Source organism: Novacetimonas cocois (genome assembly GCF_003311635.1).
Lineage (GTDB): Bacteria > Pseudomonadota > Alphaproteobacteria > Acetobacterales > Acetobacteraceae > Novacetimonas > Novacetimonas cocois.
This window is the reverse complement of record NZ_QEXL01000002.1, coordinates 181,696-196,507: the sequence shown is the minus strand read 5'-3', so window position 1 is coordinate 196,507 and position 14,812 is coordinate 181,696. Positions and strand designations below refer to the sequence as shown.

Genomic DNA, 14,812 nt, shown 5'->3' with positions numbered 1-14,812 from the left:
CCTTTGGGCGAATGGCCGGATGAGTGTGCCGGTCTTTGCTGTTACGGGTCCAGAGGTTCCTTACTGGAATGTAGGAGTTTTTTTAACTGGTAAAGGGTGTCGAGCGCCGTGCGCGGGGTCAGTCCGTCGGGATCGAGGGCGATGACCATCTCGATCACTTTTTCCGGCAGTGCGGGCCTGTCCGGCTCCGCCGCCGCCGGGGACGCGCCCACCCGTTCGAACAGTGGCAGGGCGGGGGCCGCGGCATGGCGTTCCTTCTCCAGTCCCGCCAGCAGGCGTCCGGCCCGTTTTACCACGGGTTCGGGCACGCCCGCCAGCCGCGCGACATGCACGCCCCAACTGCGCCGCGCCGTCCCGGCGATGACTTCGTGCTGGAAAATCACCTCGCCCTTCCATTCGCGCACGCTCATCGTATGGGGCGCAAGGCGCGGCAGGCTTTCGGCCAGTTCGGAGAGTTCGTGGAAATGCGTCGCGAATATCGCCCGGCACCGCAGCGTCGAATGCATGGCCTCCAGCACGGCCCACGCGATTGCCAGCCCGTCGAGTGTTGCCGTCCCGCGCCCGATTTCATCGACCACGACCAGAGAACGCGGGCCGGCCTGGTTCAGGATCGCGGCCGTTTCCGTCATTTCCACCATGAAGGTGGAACGCCCGCGCGCCAGGTCGTCCGCCGCGCCCACGCGTGAAAACAGGCGATCGACGATGCCGATGCGCGCGGCCGTGGCACAGACCGGCAGTCCCGCCTGCGCCAGGATGACCGCCAGCGCCGTCTGCCGCAGGAAGGTTGACTTGCCCGCCATGTTCGGCCCCGTCAGCAGCATGACGCGCCGGTCGGGCGACAGGTCGCAGCTGTTGGGGGTAAATCGCGCGTCGCGCGGCAGCGCCGCCTCCACCACCGGGTGGCGGCAGTCGGTCAGGTCGAACGTGGTGTCGTCGCTGATGGCGGCGCGGCACCATGTTCCCCCGCCCGCCAGTTCGGCGCACGACTGCACGATATCGAGGACCGCCAGCGCGGTTGCGATGTCGGGAAGCGCCGGTTCGTCGAGTATGCGCTGGACAAGCTGCGTGAACAGGGCGCGTTCACGCGCGGCCGCGTGCTCGGCGGCCTCGATGATGCGCTGGTCGAGGGTGACGAGGCGATCGGTGGAAAACCGCGCGGCGCTGGCGGTGCCCTGACGCAGGATCAGGTCGTCGCGGCCCTTCAGCCGGGCGGAGGCGGCCGACGGCACCTCGATCACGTAGCCAAGCTGCGCATGGTGGCGGATCTTGAGGTTGGAGATGCCGAACTCATCGGCATATTCCTGCTGCAGGGCGGCGACGACCCGGCGGCTGCCATCGCGCAGTTCGCGTTCGCTGTCGAGTTCGGCGTCATATCCGCCTGCGATGACGCCGCCATCCTCCAGCCGCGCGGGCAGGCTGTCGGACAGGGCGCGGGCCAGCAGCGCCTCAAGCTCCGTCGCCTTGTCCAGGTGCGCGGTGGCGCGCAGGACCAGCGCCGGGACATCCGTCGTGGCGCGCACGATGGCCGCGACCTGTCGCGCGGTGGACAGCGCCGTGCGGATCGCCGCCGCGTCGCGTGGCTGCCCCCGCCCCAGCGACAGGCGGCCCAGCGCGCGCGCCACGTCGGGCGCGGGACGTAGCGCATCGCGAAGGGACTGGCGCACCTGTGGCTTGTCCAGCAGCCACGTCCACGCGTCCTGACGCGCGGTGATGCGCGCCACGTCCGTCAGGGGGGCGGCGATCCATTCGCTCAGCAGGCGGCTGCCCGCCGCCGTCACCGTGCGGTCGACGGCGGCGAACAGGGTGTGCGTGTTTTCCCCGTCGCGGGTGCGCAGCAGGTCGAGGCTGGCGCGTGTCGCGGGGTCGAGGCCAAGGACATCCGTGCTGTCATGGGGCTGCGGGCGCGACAGGCGCGGCAGCTGTCCCGCCTGGCTGCGGCGGATGTAGTCGATGGCGGTGGCGCCCGCCATGGCTTCCTCGTCCGAAAACGTGCCGAACGCGTCAAGGCTGGCCGCGCCGAACGTCTCGGCCATGCGCGTGCGCGCGACGGCGGCCGCGACGGGGATGACGGGTGGTGCGCGGCGGCCGGCGAAATCGCCCAGCGCGATATCCTCGGCACACAGGATTTCCGCCGGGTCCAGCCGTCCCAGCAGGTCCTGCAGCCCCTCCGCCCCGAGGCTGGCGGTTTCGAACAGGCCGGTGGAAATGTCGATCCACGCCACGCCCAGCCGCGCGTGGGACCGGTCGGCCACGATGCAGGCCAGCAGGTTCTGGCGTCCCGCCTCCAACAGTTCGTCCTCGGTCAGGGTGCCGGGGGTGACCAGCCGCACGACCTCGCGCCGCAGGGGGCCTTTCGCCGCGCCGCGTCCCTTGCGCGGGGCCTCGGTCTGTTCCGCGACGGACACGCGAAAGCCACGGCGGATCAGCCGTGCGAGATAGGCCGGCGCCGCATGGACCGGCACGCCGCACATCGCGATGGGCGCGCCCGCATGGGTGCCCCGCGCCGTCAGCGAGATGTCAAGTGCCGCCGCTGCCGCCTCCGCATCGGCGAAGAACAGTTCGTAGAAGTCGCCCATCCTGAAAAACAGCAGGGCTTCGGGATGCTCCGCCTTGAGGGCGAACCATTGCGCCATGGCCGGGGTGGCGCCTTCGGGGGAGGGGATGGTCATGCTGTGGATGTGTAAAGGGGCCATGGCCGATTTTCCAGACCCCGCGATGGTGGCGCGCGTGAAAAGGCTTTCCGGGCGCGTCCCGTCCTACGCCCGCGCGGGCCTCATGCGCGGGGGGACGAGGGGCGCAGGCCCAGCCTGCGGCGTATCGCGGCGCTGACCCGGCCCATGTCGATCACCCCGGTCATGTGCAGGCCCGTCGCATATGTCGCCATCGCCGCCGCCATGACCGCGCCCAGCGTAAACAGGCGCGCGGTGCCGCTCATTTCCATCATGTGGCCCGCAGGCGTCAGCAGGCAGCACAGCATGACCACTACCCCCATGATGGCCGTGCAGGCGGACATCCGCGACAGGCGCGAAATCAGGCCATCGGTCACATGCATCGCGCCCGTGCGCAGCAGGACGATCCCCAGCACCATCATGTTGACGATGGCGGCAAGGCTGCTTGCCAGTGGCGGGCCGACATGGGCGAGGGGGTGCATGAACACAAGGTTGAGCACGAGGTTGAGCGCCAGCGTCATCAGCCCGATCAGCACGGGGGTGCGGGTGTCGCCGCGCGCGAAATATCCAGGCGACAGCACCTTGACCATCACGAAGGCCGGCAGCCCCAGCGCATAGGCCCGCAGCGACTGCCCCGACAGGATCGCGTCGCGGGCGGAAAATGACCCATGGCCGAACAGGGTCATCATCACCGGGTCCGCCACCAGGATCAGCCCCAGCGTGGCGGGCAGGGTCAGGATCAGCGCGTATTCGATGGCGCGGTTGTGGACGGCATGGGCATCGGCCATCTCCCCCCGGGCGAGGTGGCGCGTCAGCACCGGAAGGAGGGTGGTGCCCGCAGCCGCTCCCAGCACCCCCAGCGGAAGCTGGTTCACGCGGTCGGCGAAATACATCAGCGACACGCTGCCCGTCGGCAGCAGGGTGGCGATGATGGTGTCGATCATCAGGTTGATCTGCGTGATGCCGCTTCCCAGCAGGCCGACGGCCATGCGTCCCAGCAGCATGCGGATGCGCGGCGTCACGCAGGGCATGACCGGATGCAGGGTCATCCCCGCGCGATGCAGCGCATACAGCAGGATGCCGAACTGTATGACGCCCGACGCCGTAACGCCCCACGCGGCGGCATGCGCCACGCCCCCCACATAGGGCGGCAGAAGCACGATGGCCGCGATTCCCACCACATTGAAGCTGACATAGGCGGCGGCGGCCACGCCGAAATGGTGCATGCCGTTGAGCACCCCCGACACGAGTGCCGCCCCGCAGATCAGCACGAGATAGGGGAAGGTGATGCGGCTGAGCGAAATCGCAAGCGTGTCGCGCACGCCGTCATGGGCGAACCCCGGCGCCAGCAGGCGCAGCACGCCGGGCATGAAAATCTCCCCCCCCACCGTCAGCAGCGTAAGCCATGCGATCAGGACGCTGAGGGTTTCATTGGCAAAGCGCCGGGCCGGGACGGGGCCTTCGGTCGCCAGCAGGGAGGAGAACAGGGGCACGAACGCCGCGTTCAGCGCGCCTTCGCCAAACAGGCGACGGAACATGTTCGGCAGCCTGAAGGCGATCTGGTAGGCATCCTGGACAGGCCCCACCCCGATCAGTGCTGCAAGCAGCTGATCGCGCACAAGCCCCAGCACGCGGCTGAGCATGGTCCAGCCGCCAACCGTCAGGAAGCCCCTAAGCACTTCCTCTCCCCCGCGGGGCGCCGTTGGGTGATGGCATCAGTGGTCCATGACGGCGCGTTCGACCGCCATGCGGACGCGACGCGATTCGGGCGAGGTGATGGAGGAAAACCAGTTCACCAGCGCGCCGTCGCGCCCGATCAGGTATTTGTAGAAATTCCATCGCGGCCGCGCCAGGAACCCGCCCTCCCGCGCGAGCCATCGGAACAGCGGCACCGCCTGCGGGCCACGCACATGGCATTTCGCCGCCAGCGGGAAGGTCACGTGATAATTGCGTTCGCAGAACGTGCCGATCTGCTGCGCATCGCCGGGTTCCTGCGCGCCGAAATCGTTCGACGGCACGCCCAGTACCATCAGGTCATGGCTGCGCCATGTGGTCCACAGTCCCTGCAACCCCTCGTACTGGGGAGTGAAACCGCATTTCGAAGCCGTGTTGACGATCAGGATGGGCTTTCCACGCCATGTGGAAAGGTCGATCGGGGTTCCGTTCAGGGCGGGAAGCGTGAAATCATACGCACAGGTCATGGAAATCGCTCGGGCTTTGGAAACGGGTATGGTCTGGTCATTATGGTCCGGCCGTCGGCCTGTCGGGGATAGGCGAATATTCATCCGGCGCAGTCAAGGCCCGACCGGCGGGATCGGCGGGGTTTTGTATGAACATGATGTAACAGGGGCCGCATGGCGGTCATGTGCGTCGGATATGTCATGCGTGATGGCGGGCGAACTCCTGCCCCACGGGGCGGTTCAGCAGGCGCGCCCGCGCGTCGGACAGGCCGATCGTTCCCTCCAGCAGAAGGGCGACGGTCTCGATGATTGGCACGGATACGCCGTGCGTGCGCGCCAGTTCCAGCAGTGCCGGGGCCGTGGTCACGCCTTCGATCACGCCGCCGCCACGCGCCATGATCGCCTTCAGCGGTTCCCCGCGTCCCAGCGCCAGCCCCAGCGTCTGGTTGCGCGACGCGCCCCCCGTGCAGGTCAGGATCAGGTCCCCGATCCCCGCAAGGCCCGACAGCGTTTCCGCACGCCCGCCAAGGGCATGGGACAGGCGGCCCAGTTCGGCGATGCTGCGCGTCATCAGGGCCGCGCGGGCGTTTTCGCCCATGCCCGCGCCGATCGTGGCGCCAGCGGCGATGGCGATGACATTCTTGGCCGCGCCGCCGACCTGCACGCCGGTGGGATCGTCGCTGGCGTAAAGGCGGAAGGATGGCGTGGTCAGCAGATCGCCCAGCGCACGCGCCTGCGCGGCGCTGTCGCACGCCAGGACGGAGGCCGCGGGCAGGCCGGCTGCGATTTCATGGGCGAAATTCGGGCCGGACAGCACGCCATGCGTCACCGTGGGATGGACCTGCGCCATGATTTGCGTCGGCAGCAGGCAGGTCGACAGTTCCACCCCCTTGCAGCATGCGATCATCGGCGCGACGGGGGGCACCTGCGCGCAGATGTCGCGCAGGTGCTGGGTGGGCACGGCGAACAGGATCGCATCGGCGCGTTCGGGCATGTCCGCGCTGAGCGTGATGTGTTCGGGCAGGGAGACGTCCGGCAGGCGGGGCAGGGTGCGTCGCGATGACAGGGTTCCGGGGCGCCGCGCCCACAGATGCACCCTGGCCCCCGCGCGCGCCGCCTGTATCGCCAGCGCGATTCCCCATGCTCCCGCGCCGATGACGGCGATACGTGCGCTGCCCATGGCCGAACTGCTCCTCGACGGTGGTGGATGGAATATCGCACTGGCATGCGCCCGAAGGGGGAACCATGCAAGGGGAGATGCCCCGGTCGTGGACTGCCGGGAATGGGAGAAGCCGCGCCGCCGGGGAGATCGGCCGCGTCGGGAAGTCTCCGGTCGGGCTCAGAGGCTGTCTGAAGACAGGCTGTTGATAAAAACAAAAGTTTTTGGGTGTCGCCTTTTTCCAAAAAGGTGACGTCTTTCAAAGCTTTTTACAAAAAGCTTTACCAAAAACTTTTATGATTTCAGTCTGTTGCGGGCATGTGACGTTCAGGTTCCGGCCTGCGGCGCGGCAAGGCGCGCAGCCATTTCACCCAGCGGCCAGCGCGGGCGAGGGCGCAGGGCGATATCGTCGGGAATCGGCAGGCCCCGCGCTGCGGCTTCGCGCATGGTTTCGATCGCCGCCCACGCCACCATCACCGCGTTGTCCGTGCACAGCCGCAGCGGCGGCGCGGCGAAGGGCAGGCCGCGCGCGCGCGCGATGTCCGTCAGGCGGGCGCGCAGCACCGTATTGGCCGCAACGCCACCGGCCGCCACCAGCCCGCGTGCGTCGGGCATCATGTCCAGCGCATGTCCGATTCGGTCGGCCACGATGTCGCTGACCGCCAGCTGGAAACTGGCGGCGAGTCCCGCCGCCACGTCATGCGGCAACGCGTCGCGGTCATAGGGGGCAAGCTTCTGCGCCACGGCCGTCTTCAGGCCCGAAAAGGAAAAATCGCATCCCGCCCGCCCCATCAGCGGACGCGGCAGGGCAAAGGCGGCGGGGTCACCCTCCCGCGCCAGGGCTTCGACCGCCGGGCCACCGGGCCAGCCAAGGCCCAGCATCTTTGCCACCTTGTCGAAGGCCTCCCCCGCGGCATCGTCGATCGTCCCGCCCAGCCTGCGGTAATGACCCACGCCCTCCACCGCGATGCACTGGCAGTGGCCGCCGGACACCAGCAGCAGCAGGTAGGGAAAGGGCGCGCCATCGGGGGCAATCCCCGGCAGGCGCGCCGTCAGGGCATGGGCCTCGATATGGTTGACGGCGATGAAGGGACGCTCCAGCGCGATTGCCAGCCCCTTTGCGAAGTTCGCACCGACGATCAGCCCGCCAATCAGTCCCGGACCACAGCTTGCGGCGACAGCGCCGATATCGCCGGGCCGCATGCCCGCCCGCGCCAGCACGTCGCGCACCAGCGCGGGCAGGGCGCCAAGGTGCGCGCGGGCCGCGATTTCAGGTACGACTCCACCGAATGGCACATGTCCGGATTGCGATAATGTCGCCTCTGCCATGATCGTCCCGTCGGTCCCGACAATGGCGCAGGCCGTGTCATCGCACGAAGATTCAATCGCCAGGACGGGTGACGGCAGGTCGGGGACGGGGGGCGGGCGCAGGCTCATCGTGCAAAATACAGTCCGTTTGGGGCGAATGTCATCTTTCCTTTATCGCGAGGGGGTAATAGACACGCGATATGGATTTCGCAAAGTCTTCCGCCCCTGCTCCATCGTCCGCGCTGCAGAAAGTCGCGGCCGAGGCCGCTGCACGTCAGCGAAAGGACACCACCCGCGCCGAACCGCACCGCCGGCAGCTGCCGCTGAAGGTGGGGACGCGCGCGTCCCCGCTCGCGCTGGTGCAGACGCGCGCCTTCCTGACCGTGCTGACGCGTTTCTGTCCGGTCCTGCGCGACATGGGCGCGTTCCAGGAGCACCAGATCAGCACCACCGGCGATCAGGTACAGAACCGCAAGCTGGCGGAGATCGGAGGCAAGGGCCTGTTCGCCAAGGAAATCCACGAGGCACTGCTCGACGGGCGCATTGATTTCGCGGTCCACAGCCTCAAGGACCTTGAAACGACGCTGCCGCCGGGACTGGTGCTGGCCTGCACCCTGCGGCGCGAGGACGCGCGCGATGTCCTGATCCTTGGTCCCGACTGCGCAACGCCCGACCCGATGGATCCGTATTCCGCCCTGCCCGAGGGCGCGCTGGTAGGGTGTGCCTCCGTCCGGCGGCAGGCGCAGATGCTGCATGTGCGGCCCGACCTGAAATTCGGCCTGCTGCGCGGCAATGTGCAGACGCGCCTCGACAAGCTGGCGGCGCGGCAGTGCGACGCGACGCTGCTGGCGCTGGCCGGGCTGCGCCGTCTGGGGATGGAGGACCGCGCGGACGTGATCCTTGACCCCACCATCATGGTTCCCGCCGCGGGGCAGGGGATCGTTGGCGTGACGGTGCGCGAAAGTGATATCGAACTGCGCGAACTGCTGGCTGCGATCGAGGATTACGAAGCGCGGGCCGTCGCGACGGCCGAGCGCGCGCTGCTGGCCGAACTGGACGGGTCGTGCCGCACGCCGATCGGCGGGTATGCCCGGCTGATCCCGGTGGTCGCCGGGGGGGCGCCGGAACTGCACCTGACGGGGCTGGTCGCGCGCGAGGACGGCTCTTTCCTGCTCAAGCGTTCCATCAGCGGCGCGCCGTCCGATGCCGCTCGACTGGGCCGCGCGCTGGGCCGCAGCCTGCGGGCCGACAGCCCGGCGGACATCTTTGTCGAATAGGGGCAGCCCGACACATGACACGCCCGCCCGTCCCGCAGGGGGGCGGGCGGCGGTACTGGTGACCCGGCCCCCGCCGGGACTTGCCGAAACGATGGGCGCGGTGGGCGCGCGGGGCTGGCTGCCGGTGGCGGCACCGATGCTCGATATCGTGGCGCTTCCCCTGCTTCTTGCCCCAACGCCGCTGCCCCAGGCCATCATCGTGACCAGCGGGCAGGCGGTGCGGGCCATTGCGCGTCCCGACCTGCTGGATGTTCCGTGCTATGCGGTGGGGGCGGCCACCGCCCGTCGCGCGCGTGACGCCGGGTTTGTGCATGTGGAAATGGCCGATGAAGGCACCGCCGCCGGGCTGGGCCGTATGGTGGCGCATGATCTGTCTCCCGCCGCGGGTGCGCTGCTGCTGGCGGTGGGGCGGGGATATGGTGTGGAACTGGCCGGGATGCTGCGCGACGCCGGGTTCCGGGTGCGGCGGCGCAGCGTCTATCGCGTGATGGCGCGCGGTCGCCTGCCTGCGCGGATTGCCGCGACGATCGACGGCCGGGCCGACGCCGTCATGTTCTTTTCCCCCCGGACGGCGCAGTCATTCATGGCGGCCCTGACCCCGCCGCAGCGTGCGATGCTGCGGCAGGTGCGGGCCATCGTCATTTCCGATCGTACGGCAGCGGTGCTGGATATGGGGGAATGGAAATCGGTCGGTGTCGCGTCCACCCCCGACAGTGCGGGCATGCTGGCGTGTCTGGGGAATGGGCCACTGGATCCGGCGACATGAAAAAGGCCCGACGGGATTTCCGTCGGGCCCTGATCAGAGCGGAGCCTGGTCAGAAGGCAGTCCGGGTGGACCGCCGATCAGGCGTGGCCAGCCGCCTGTGCGAAGGAATTGCGCTTTGACTGCCACAGCGCGACGAAGTCGATCGGCTGGAGCACGATGGGCGGGAAGCCGCCGTCGCGGGTGACGTCGCAGATGATGGCGCGCACGAACGGGAAGATGAAGCGCGGCACCTCGACCATCAGCATCGGTTCGACCATGGCGTCGGGCGCGGCGACGAGCGTTGCGATCGCGGCGTAGCTCAGTTCCGCGATGAACAGCGTGCGGCCCGCTGTCCCGTCCTGCGTGGCGGCGGGCAGCTTGGCCTCGATCTTGGTGGTCAGGGTCACCTCATAGATCGGCTGGTCCTGCTGGAGGCGGTTGGCCTGCGTGTCGATGTCGATCGAGATGGTCGGCGCGGCACCCTGCATGAGCTGGAAGATCGCCGCGCCACCCGGCACCTCGAACGACAGGTCCTTGATGTACTGGTGGTTGATGTTCAGCGCCATCGGGGGGGCGGGCTGTGCCTGCGGTTCCTCGTCGTCCTTCGGAAGGATGGAAGGCGTATCGGTCATGTGGATCTGTATTCCCTGAAAACGCAAAGAGAAGAAAAAACGTATTTCCAGCCGGTAGCATGCCTCCACGCGTTCGCCAACCATATCGCGAGGCGGGGCAATTGCCGCGATATGTACATTAAACGCCACGGTCGCATTGTCTTGGGATCAGGCGTTGCCTATGTTTGCCTAAGAATTTTCAGCGGGACGGGGCAACCCGTCCGACGGTATGGACAGGCGGCATGGATTTTTTATTTGGGCATTTCCCCCTCGACCTGGTGTTTCTGGGGCTCGTCGCCGCTTTTCTGGTGCTCCGCCTGAGAAGCATCCTTGGAAAGCGTGTCGGCGTTGAACCCGCCCCGCAGCCGGTGCAGCCTGTCACCCCTGCCGCGCCGGTGATCGAGGGCAAGGCCGAACCCGTCCCGCCCGCGACGACCTATGACATTCCCACCCCCGATACGCGCGTGGGACAGGTGCTGGCCGCGATCGCGCAGCGTCAGCCCGGCTTTTCGCCCGACACTTTCATCCGGGAGGCCGAGACCGCCTTCCGCCAGATCGTGCAGGCCTATGCCGCGGGCGATATCCAGACCCTGCGCCAGCGCCTGACCGACAGCACGTTCACCACGTTCGAGGCCGCGATCATGTCGCGCCAGCAGGCGCATGAAACCCTGCGCAGCGAAATCCGTGACATTACCGACATGGCGATCGTGGATGCCGAACTTGTCGAGGATGCAAGCCTGCCCTATGCCCGGATCGAGGTCCGGATCGTGTCGGATCAGGTCAGCGTGACGCTGGACCAGAACGGTCAGCCGGTGGCTGGCGTGGACGCCGTGACGGAGTTTTCCGACCTGTGGACGTTCGAGCGGATTCTGGATGGGGCGACACCGGCATCGCAGTGGCGCCTTGGTGCCAGCCGCAGCGCGTGAACCCGTTCCGTACAACCCATATGAGCCTGATTGCCCCATAGTGATTACAAAGCGTCTTTCCGCCGTTGCATCGGTCCTGCTGCTGTGCGCCTGCCATAACATTGCTCCCCGGCTTGATCATCAGTCTTCCGCCGATCACAGGTTCCCCGCCCGGACAAAGGCCGTGTCCTTTACTAAGATCCCGGGCTGGAACGATGATGACGCGGCGCAGTCCCTGTCCGTCTTTGTCGAGGAGTGCCATCGGCTGGGGGCGCTGCCCGCCGACAGCGCGCTTGGCGATGACGCGGGCGGGATGGGTACCCATGTCGGGGACTGGCTGCCGGCCTGTAACGCCGCGCGCGCGGTCGCGCCCGACAACAGTGTGGCCGCCCGCAGTTTTTTCCAGACATGGTTCCAGCCGTACCGCATCGGGACGGCGGACCGTCAGGGCACGCTGTTCACCGGTTATTACGAGCCGGAAATCCGCGGATCCCTGAAGCGCGGGGGAATTTACCAGACCCCGGTCTATCGCCGTCCCGCCGACCTGCAGCGCGTCCGCGACGCGCAGGGGCACATGCAGATCGGACGTTGGGAGGGCAAGAAATTCGTGCCCTATCCCACCCGTGCGCAGATCGACGACGGCGCCCTGGCGCGCCACAGGCTGGAGCTTCTGTGGGTTGCCGATCCCGTGGACCTGTTCTTCATGCAGGTGCAGGGGGCGGGGCGCGTGCGTCTGCCGAATGAAAAGGTCGTCCGCCTCAGGTTCGACGGGCATAACGGGCAGCCCTATGTCCCGCTGGGCCAGATCATGGTGCAGAAGGGCTATCTCCAGCAGGGACAGGTCAGTTTCCAGGCGATTCGCGGCTGGCTGGAGACCCATCGCGACGAGGCGCGCGCCGTGATGGAGCAGAACCCGAATTATGTCTTCTTTACCGAACTGGCTTCCGCCTCCGCGGATGTCGGGGCGCCGGGGGCGCTGGGCGTGGCGCTGACGCCGGGCCGTTCGCTGGCGGTTGACCGGCATGTCATCCCGCTGGGTGCGCCGGTCTGGATCGATACGTCCGTCAGCGCCTCCGGCCATCTGGAAGCGTGGAAGCGGCTGGGATTCGCGCAGGACCTTGGCAAGGATGTCAGGGGCGCCGGACGGGCGGACCTGTATCTCGGCTGGGGGCCGGAGGCGGCGCAGGACGCGGCGGCACAGCATTCCGTGGGCCAGATGGTCGTGCTACTGCCCCGTCCCGTGGCCCGTCAGGACAATGTAGCGAAAGACGGCAAGGACGACGGGTCCTGAGCATCCGTCAGTGATCGTGCGAAAAAAGAGTAGAAAGCCATGGCTGGGCGGTCCACCACCACGGCGGGCGGTCCGCAAGGGGCCGCGCCGCCACGTACCGTGCGTTATCGTGAAGGGCCGCATCAGCTGGTGCGCGGCGACTGCCTGAAGGTATTGCGCCGCATGCCGGCGGAAAGCGTCGATGTCGTGGTGACGTCGCCGCCGTACAATATCGGCCTGCGCTACAGCACCTATAATGATACGCTGGACGAACAGGGATATCTGGACTGGATGATGGCGATCGCGCGGCAGGTCCGGCGCGTGATGAAGCCCGATGCCTCGTTCTTTCTCAACATCGCCGGGTCCTCGGCCCAGCCGTGGCTGCCGTTTGAACTGATGGTGCGGCTGCGCGGCCTGTTCGCGCTGCAGAACCATATCAGCTGGGTGAAGTCGATTTCGATCGGGACGGAGACGTTCGGTCATTTCAAGCCGGTGAACAGCCATCGCTACCTGCATCGCAACCACGAACATCTTTTCCACCTGACGCGCTCGGGGGACGTGAACCTGCGGCGGCTTGATGTCGGCGTTCCCTATATGGACAAGTCGAACATCGCGCGGCGCGGCCATCGGCAGGACCGACGGTGCCGTGGCGATACATGGTTCGTCCCGTATGAAACGGTGCAGGGCAAGGCGCAGAAGTACAACCATCCGGGGACATTCCCCGTCAGCCTGCCGCAGATGTGCATACGTCTGCATGGCCGTCCCGATGCGGTGGTGCTGGACCCGTTCATGGGGACCGGCACCACCATTGTCGCCGCCCTGAGGGAGGGGGCGCGCGGAATCGGGATCGATCTGGACAGCGGATATGTCGATATCGCGCGTGAACGGGTACGCGCGGCCCTGCGCGAAAGCGGGGCATGAGTTGCGACGCGGCCCGCGTTATCGAACTTTCCACTCGTTTTCATTGAAATGATTATTTTGACAAATGCTTTGCCGATCGGTCAGAACAGCCCCTGAACACTGACGGGGGGAACAAGAGGACATGTCGGTACGAAAGGCGATTCTGGGGCTTATGGCCGCGGGTGGCGTGGCATATGGCGGTGTTGTTGCCTATCTGACGCATTTCGATCACGAAACGGCTCCTGCGCCGGCGTCGGCCGATGTCGATGCGGTTTCGGCCACCGCGCTGAATGTCATCCGCGAGGCGCGCTGTGATTACTGTCACGCGGCCAAAGTGGAACTGCCGTTCTATTTCAAGGTGCCTGTCGCCAATCAGCTGATGAGCAGCGATCGCGAACAGGGCCTGCGCCATTTCCGGGTCGAACCCGTGATCGAGGCCCTGCAGACCGGCAAGGTCCCCGGCGAGGAAGCCCTTGCCCGCATCGAGGAAGTCGTGCGCCAGAACCGCATGCCCCCGTCGCTTTACCTGCTGATGCACTGGCATGCCCATATGTCGGCCGCGCAGCGCGATGCCGTGCTGGCATGGATCGCGCAGGAACGGCGTGAGCATTACATGACGCCGGGCGTTGCCGAGCGCTTTGCCGCCGAACCGGTGCAGCCGGTGCCCGAATCCATACCTGTCGATGCGAACAAGGTCGCGCTGGGCCAGCGCCTGTTCTTTGAAAAGAAACTGTCGGAAAATGGGGAGCTGAACTGCGCCAGCTGCCACAGCCTCCAGCATGCGGGGATGGATGGCCTTGTGACGGCGACGGGCATCTATGGGCAGAAGGGGCCGATCAACGATCCTACCGTCTTCAATGCCGCCCTGAACAAGAGCCAGTTCTGGAACGGACGCGCGGCGACCCTGGCCGATCAGGCGGCCGGTCCGGTCATGAACCCGCTGGAAATGGGATCGCATGACTGGGGCAGTGTCGCGGACCGCCTGCGTTCGGATCCGACCTATGTCGCGGATTTCCAGACCGCCTTTGGCAGCCCGGACATCAATCAGGACACGATTACCGCCGCGATCGCCGAATTCGAAAAGACCCTGCTGACCCCGGACAGCCGGTTTGACCAGTATCTGAAGGGGGATGATACCGCCCTCAATACGCAGGAAAAGCACGGTTATGAACTGTTCAAGAGCATCGGGTGTTCCGGCTGTCATACCGGCGCGTCCATGGGCGGACAGGCGTTCGAGGTCATGGGCCTGGAGGGGAATTACTTCGCCGCGCGTGGCGGTGCCCTGACCGATGCGGACAAGGGACGCTTTACCGTGACCCATCAGCAGCAGGACATGGAGCGTTTCAAGGTGCCGAACCTGCGTAACGTCGCCCTGACCGCGCCCTATTTCCATGACGGCAGCGTCAAGACGCTGGATGGCGCGGTGCGTGACATGGCGCGGTACCAGACGCCGGATCACGACATTTCCGATCAGGATGTCGCCGATATTGTCGCCTTCCTCAATACCCTGACGGGCAAGTATCAGGGACAGACCCTGACGCTGGAACAGTAAGCGGCAGTCCGAAATAACCTGCTGATAAAATAACAGAAGTTTTTGGACGCCGCCTTTTTGAAAAAGGCGGCGTCCTTTCGAAGCTTTCTGCAAAAACGACCTTCACGGAGGCCGCGCCCCGATCCGGGTGCCTTCGTTTCGACCCCGCCACATCATGTGGCGGGGTTTTCTCATGCGGATATTACCCGCCGTCATGATAAGGGATGGCAATAGGGCTATGCTTTGTTACAGGCCGC

12 protein-coding genes are annotated in these 14,812 nt (G+C 66.6%); 6 read left to right on the top strand and 6 right to left on the bottom strand.

The genetic code is table 11. The features are described from left to right. Nucleotides 1-41 precede the first annotated feature (41 nt). The 5 genes from mutS to tsaD form a co-directional block, all read right to left on the bottom strand. Nucleotides 42-2,669, bottom strand: coding sequence for a DNA mismatch repair protein MutS (mutS, locus tag NJLHNGOC_RS02570; protein WP_113594947.1), 2,628 nt, complete (start codon nt 2,667-2,669; stop codon nt 42-44). Between the two features lie 104 nt (nt 2,670-2,773). Further along, a complete protein-coding gene (gene murJ, locus NJLHNGOC_RS02565) occupies nt 2,774-4,348 on the bottom strand; it encodes a murein biosynthesis integral membrane protein MurJ (RefSeq protein WP_113594946.1) in 1,575 nt (524 codons plus the stop codon). A gap of 36 nt (nt 4,349-4,384) precedes the next feature. Then, nucleotides 4,385-4,870: a glutathione peroxidase gene (locus tag NJLHNGOC_RS02560; protein ID WP_113594945.1), complete on the bottom strand. Its 486-nt coding sequence runs from the start codon at nt 4,868-4,870 to the stop codon at nt 4,385-4,387. 178 nt (nt 4,871-5,048) lie between these two features. Beyond that, on the bottom strand, nt 5,049-6,029 hold the full coding sequence (locus NJLHNGOC_RS02555; RefSeq protein ID WP_113594944.1) for an NAD(P)H-dependent glycerol-3-phosphate dehydrogenase: 981 nt from the start codon (nt 6,027-6,029) through the stop codon (nt 5,049-5,051). A 306-nt stretch (nt 6,030-6,335) separates the two neighbouring features. After that, a complete protein-coding gene (gene tsaD, locus NJLHNGOC_RS02550) occupies nt 6,336-7,445 on the bottom strand; it encodes a tRNA (adenosine(37)-N6)-threonylcarbamoyltransferase complex transferase subunit TsaD (protein ID WP_113594943.1) in 1,110 nt (369 codons plus the stop codon). A gap of 71 nt (nt 7,446-7,516) precedes the next feature. On the opposite strand from tsaD, the gene hemC reads away from it, so the two are divergent. Together hemC and NJLHNGOC_RS02540 are read left to right on the top strand one after the other, a co-directional pair. Next, nucleotides 7,517-8,593, top strand: a complete 1,077-nt coding sequence (gene hemC, locus NJLHNGOC_RS02545) for a hydroxymethylbilane synthase (protein ID WP_110526997.1) — start codon at nt 7,517-7,519, stop codon at nt 8,591-8,593. Further along, entirely contained in the window at nt 8,583-9,359 is a 777-nt protein-coding gene (locus tag NJLHNGOC_RS02540; RefSeq protein WP_113594942.1) for a uroporphyrinogen-III synthase, read from the top strand. The genes hemC and NJLHNGOC_RS02540 overlap by 11 nt, the downstream gene beginning before the upstream one ends. Nucleotides 9,360-9,436: 77 nt before the next feature. Here NJLHNGOC_RS02540 and secB read toward each other — a convergent pair whose 3' ends face one another. Further along, complete coding sequence (gene secB, locus NJLHNGOC_RS02535) at nt 9,437-9,970, bottom strand: protein-export chaperone SecB (RefSeq protein ID WP_110527002.1); 534 nt, start codon at nt 9,968-9,970, stop codon at nt 9,437-9,439. 221 nt (nt 9,971-10,191) lie between these two features. Here secB and NJLHNGOC_RS02530 point away from each other — a divergent pair, with 221 nt between their 5' ends. From NJLHNGOC_RS02530 to NJLHNGOC_RS02515, 4 genes are all read left to right on the top strand, one after another. Next, nucleotides 10,192-10,875, top strand: a complete 684-nt coding sequence (locus tag NJLHNGOC_RS02530; protein ID WP_113594941.1) for a Tim44/TimA family putative adaptor protein — start codon at nt 10,192-10,194, stop codon at nt 10,873-10,875. A 40-nt stretch (nt 10,876-10,915) separates the two neighbouring features. Beyond that, a complete protein-coding gene (gene mltA / locus NJLHNGOC_RS02525; protein ID WP_239021274.1) occupies nt 10,916-12,145 on the top strand; it encodes a murein transglycosylase A in 1,230 nt (409 codons plus the stop codon). Between the two features lie 39 nt (nt 12,146-12,184). Further along, nucleotides 12,185-13,045, top strand: coding sequence for a DNA-methyltransferase (locus NJLHNGOC_RS02520; protein ID WP_113594939.1), 861 nt, complete (start codon nt 12,185-12,187; stop codon nt 13,043-13,045). Nucleotides 13,046-13,166: 121 nt separating this feature from the next. Continuing rightward, nucleotides 13,167-14,576 carry a cytochrome-c peroxidase gene (locus NJLHNGOC_RS02515; protein ID WP_113594938.1) on the top strand — a complete coding sequence of 470 codons (1,410 nt, stop codon included), beginning with the start codon at nt 13,167-13,169 and terminating at the stop codon, nt 14,574-14,576. Nucleotides 14,577-14,812: the final 236 nt, after the last annotated feature.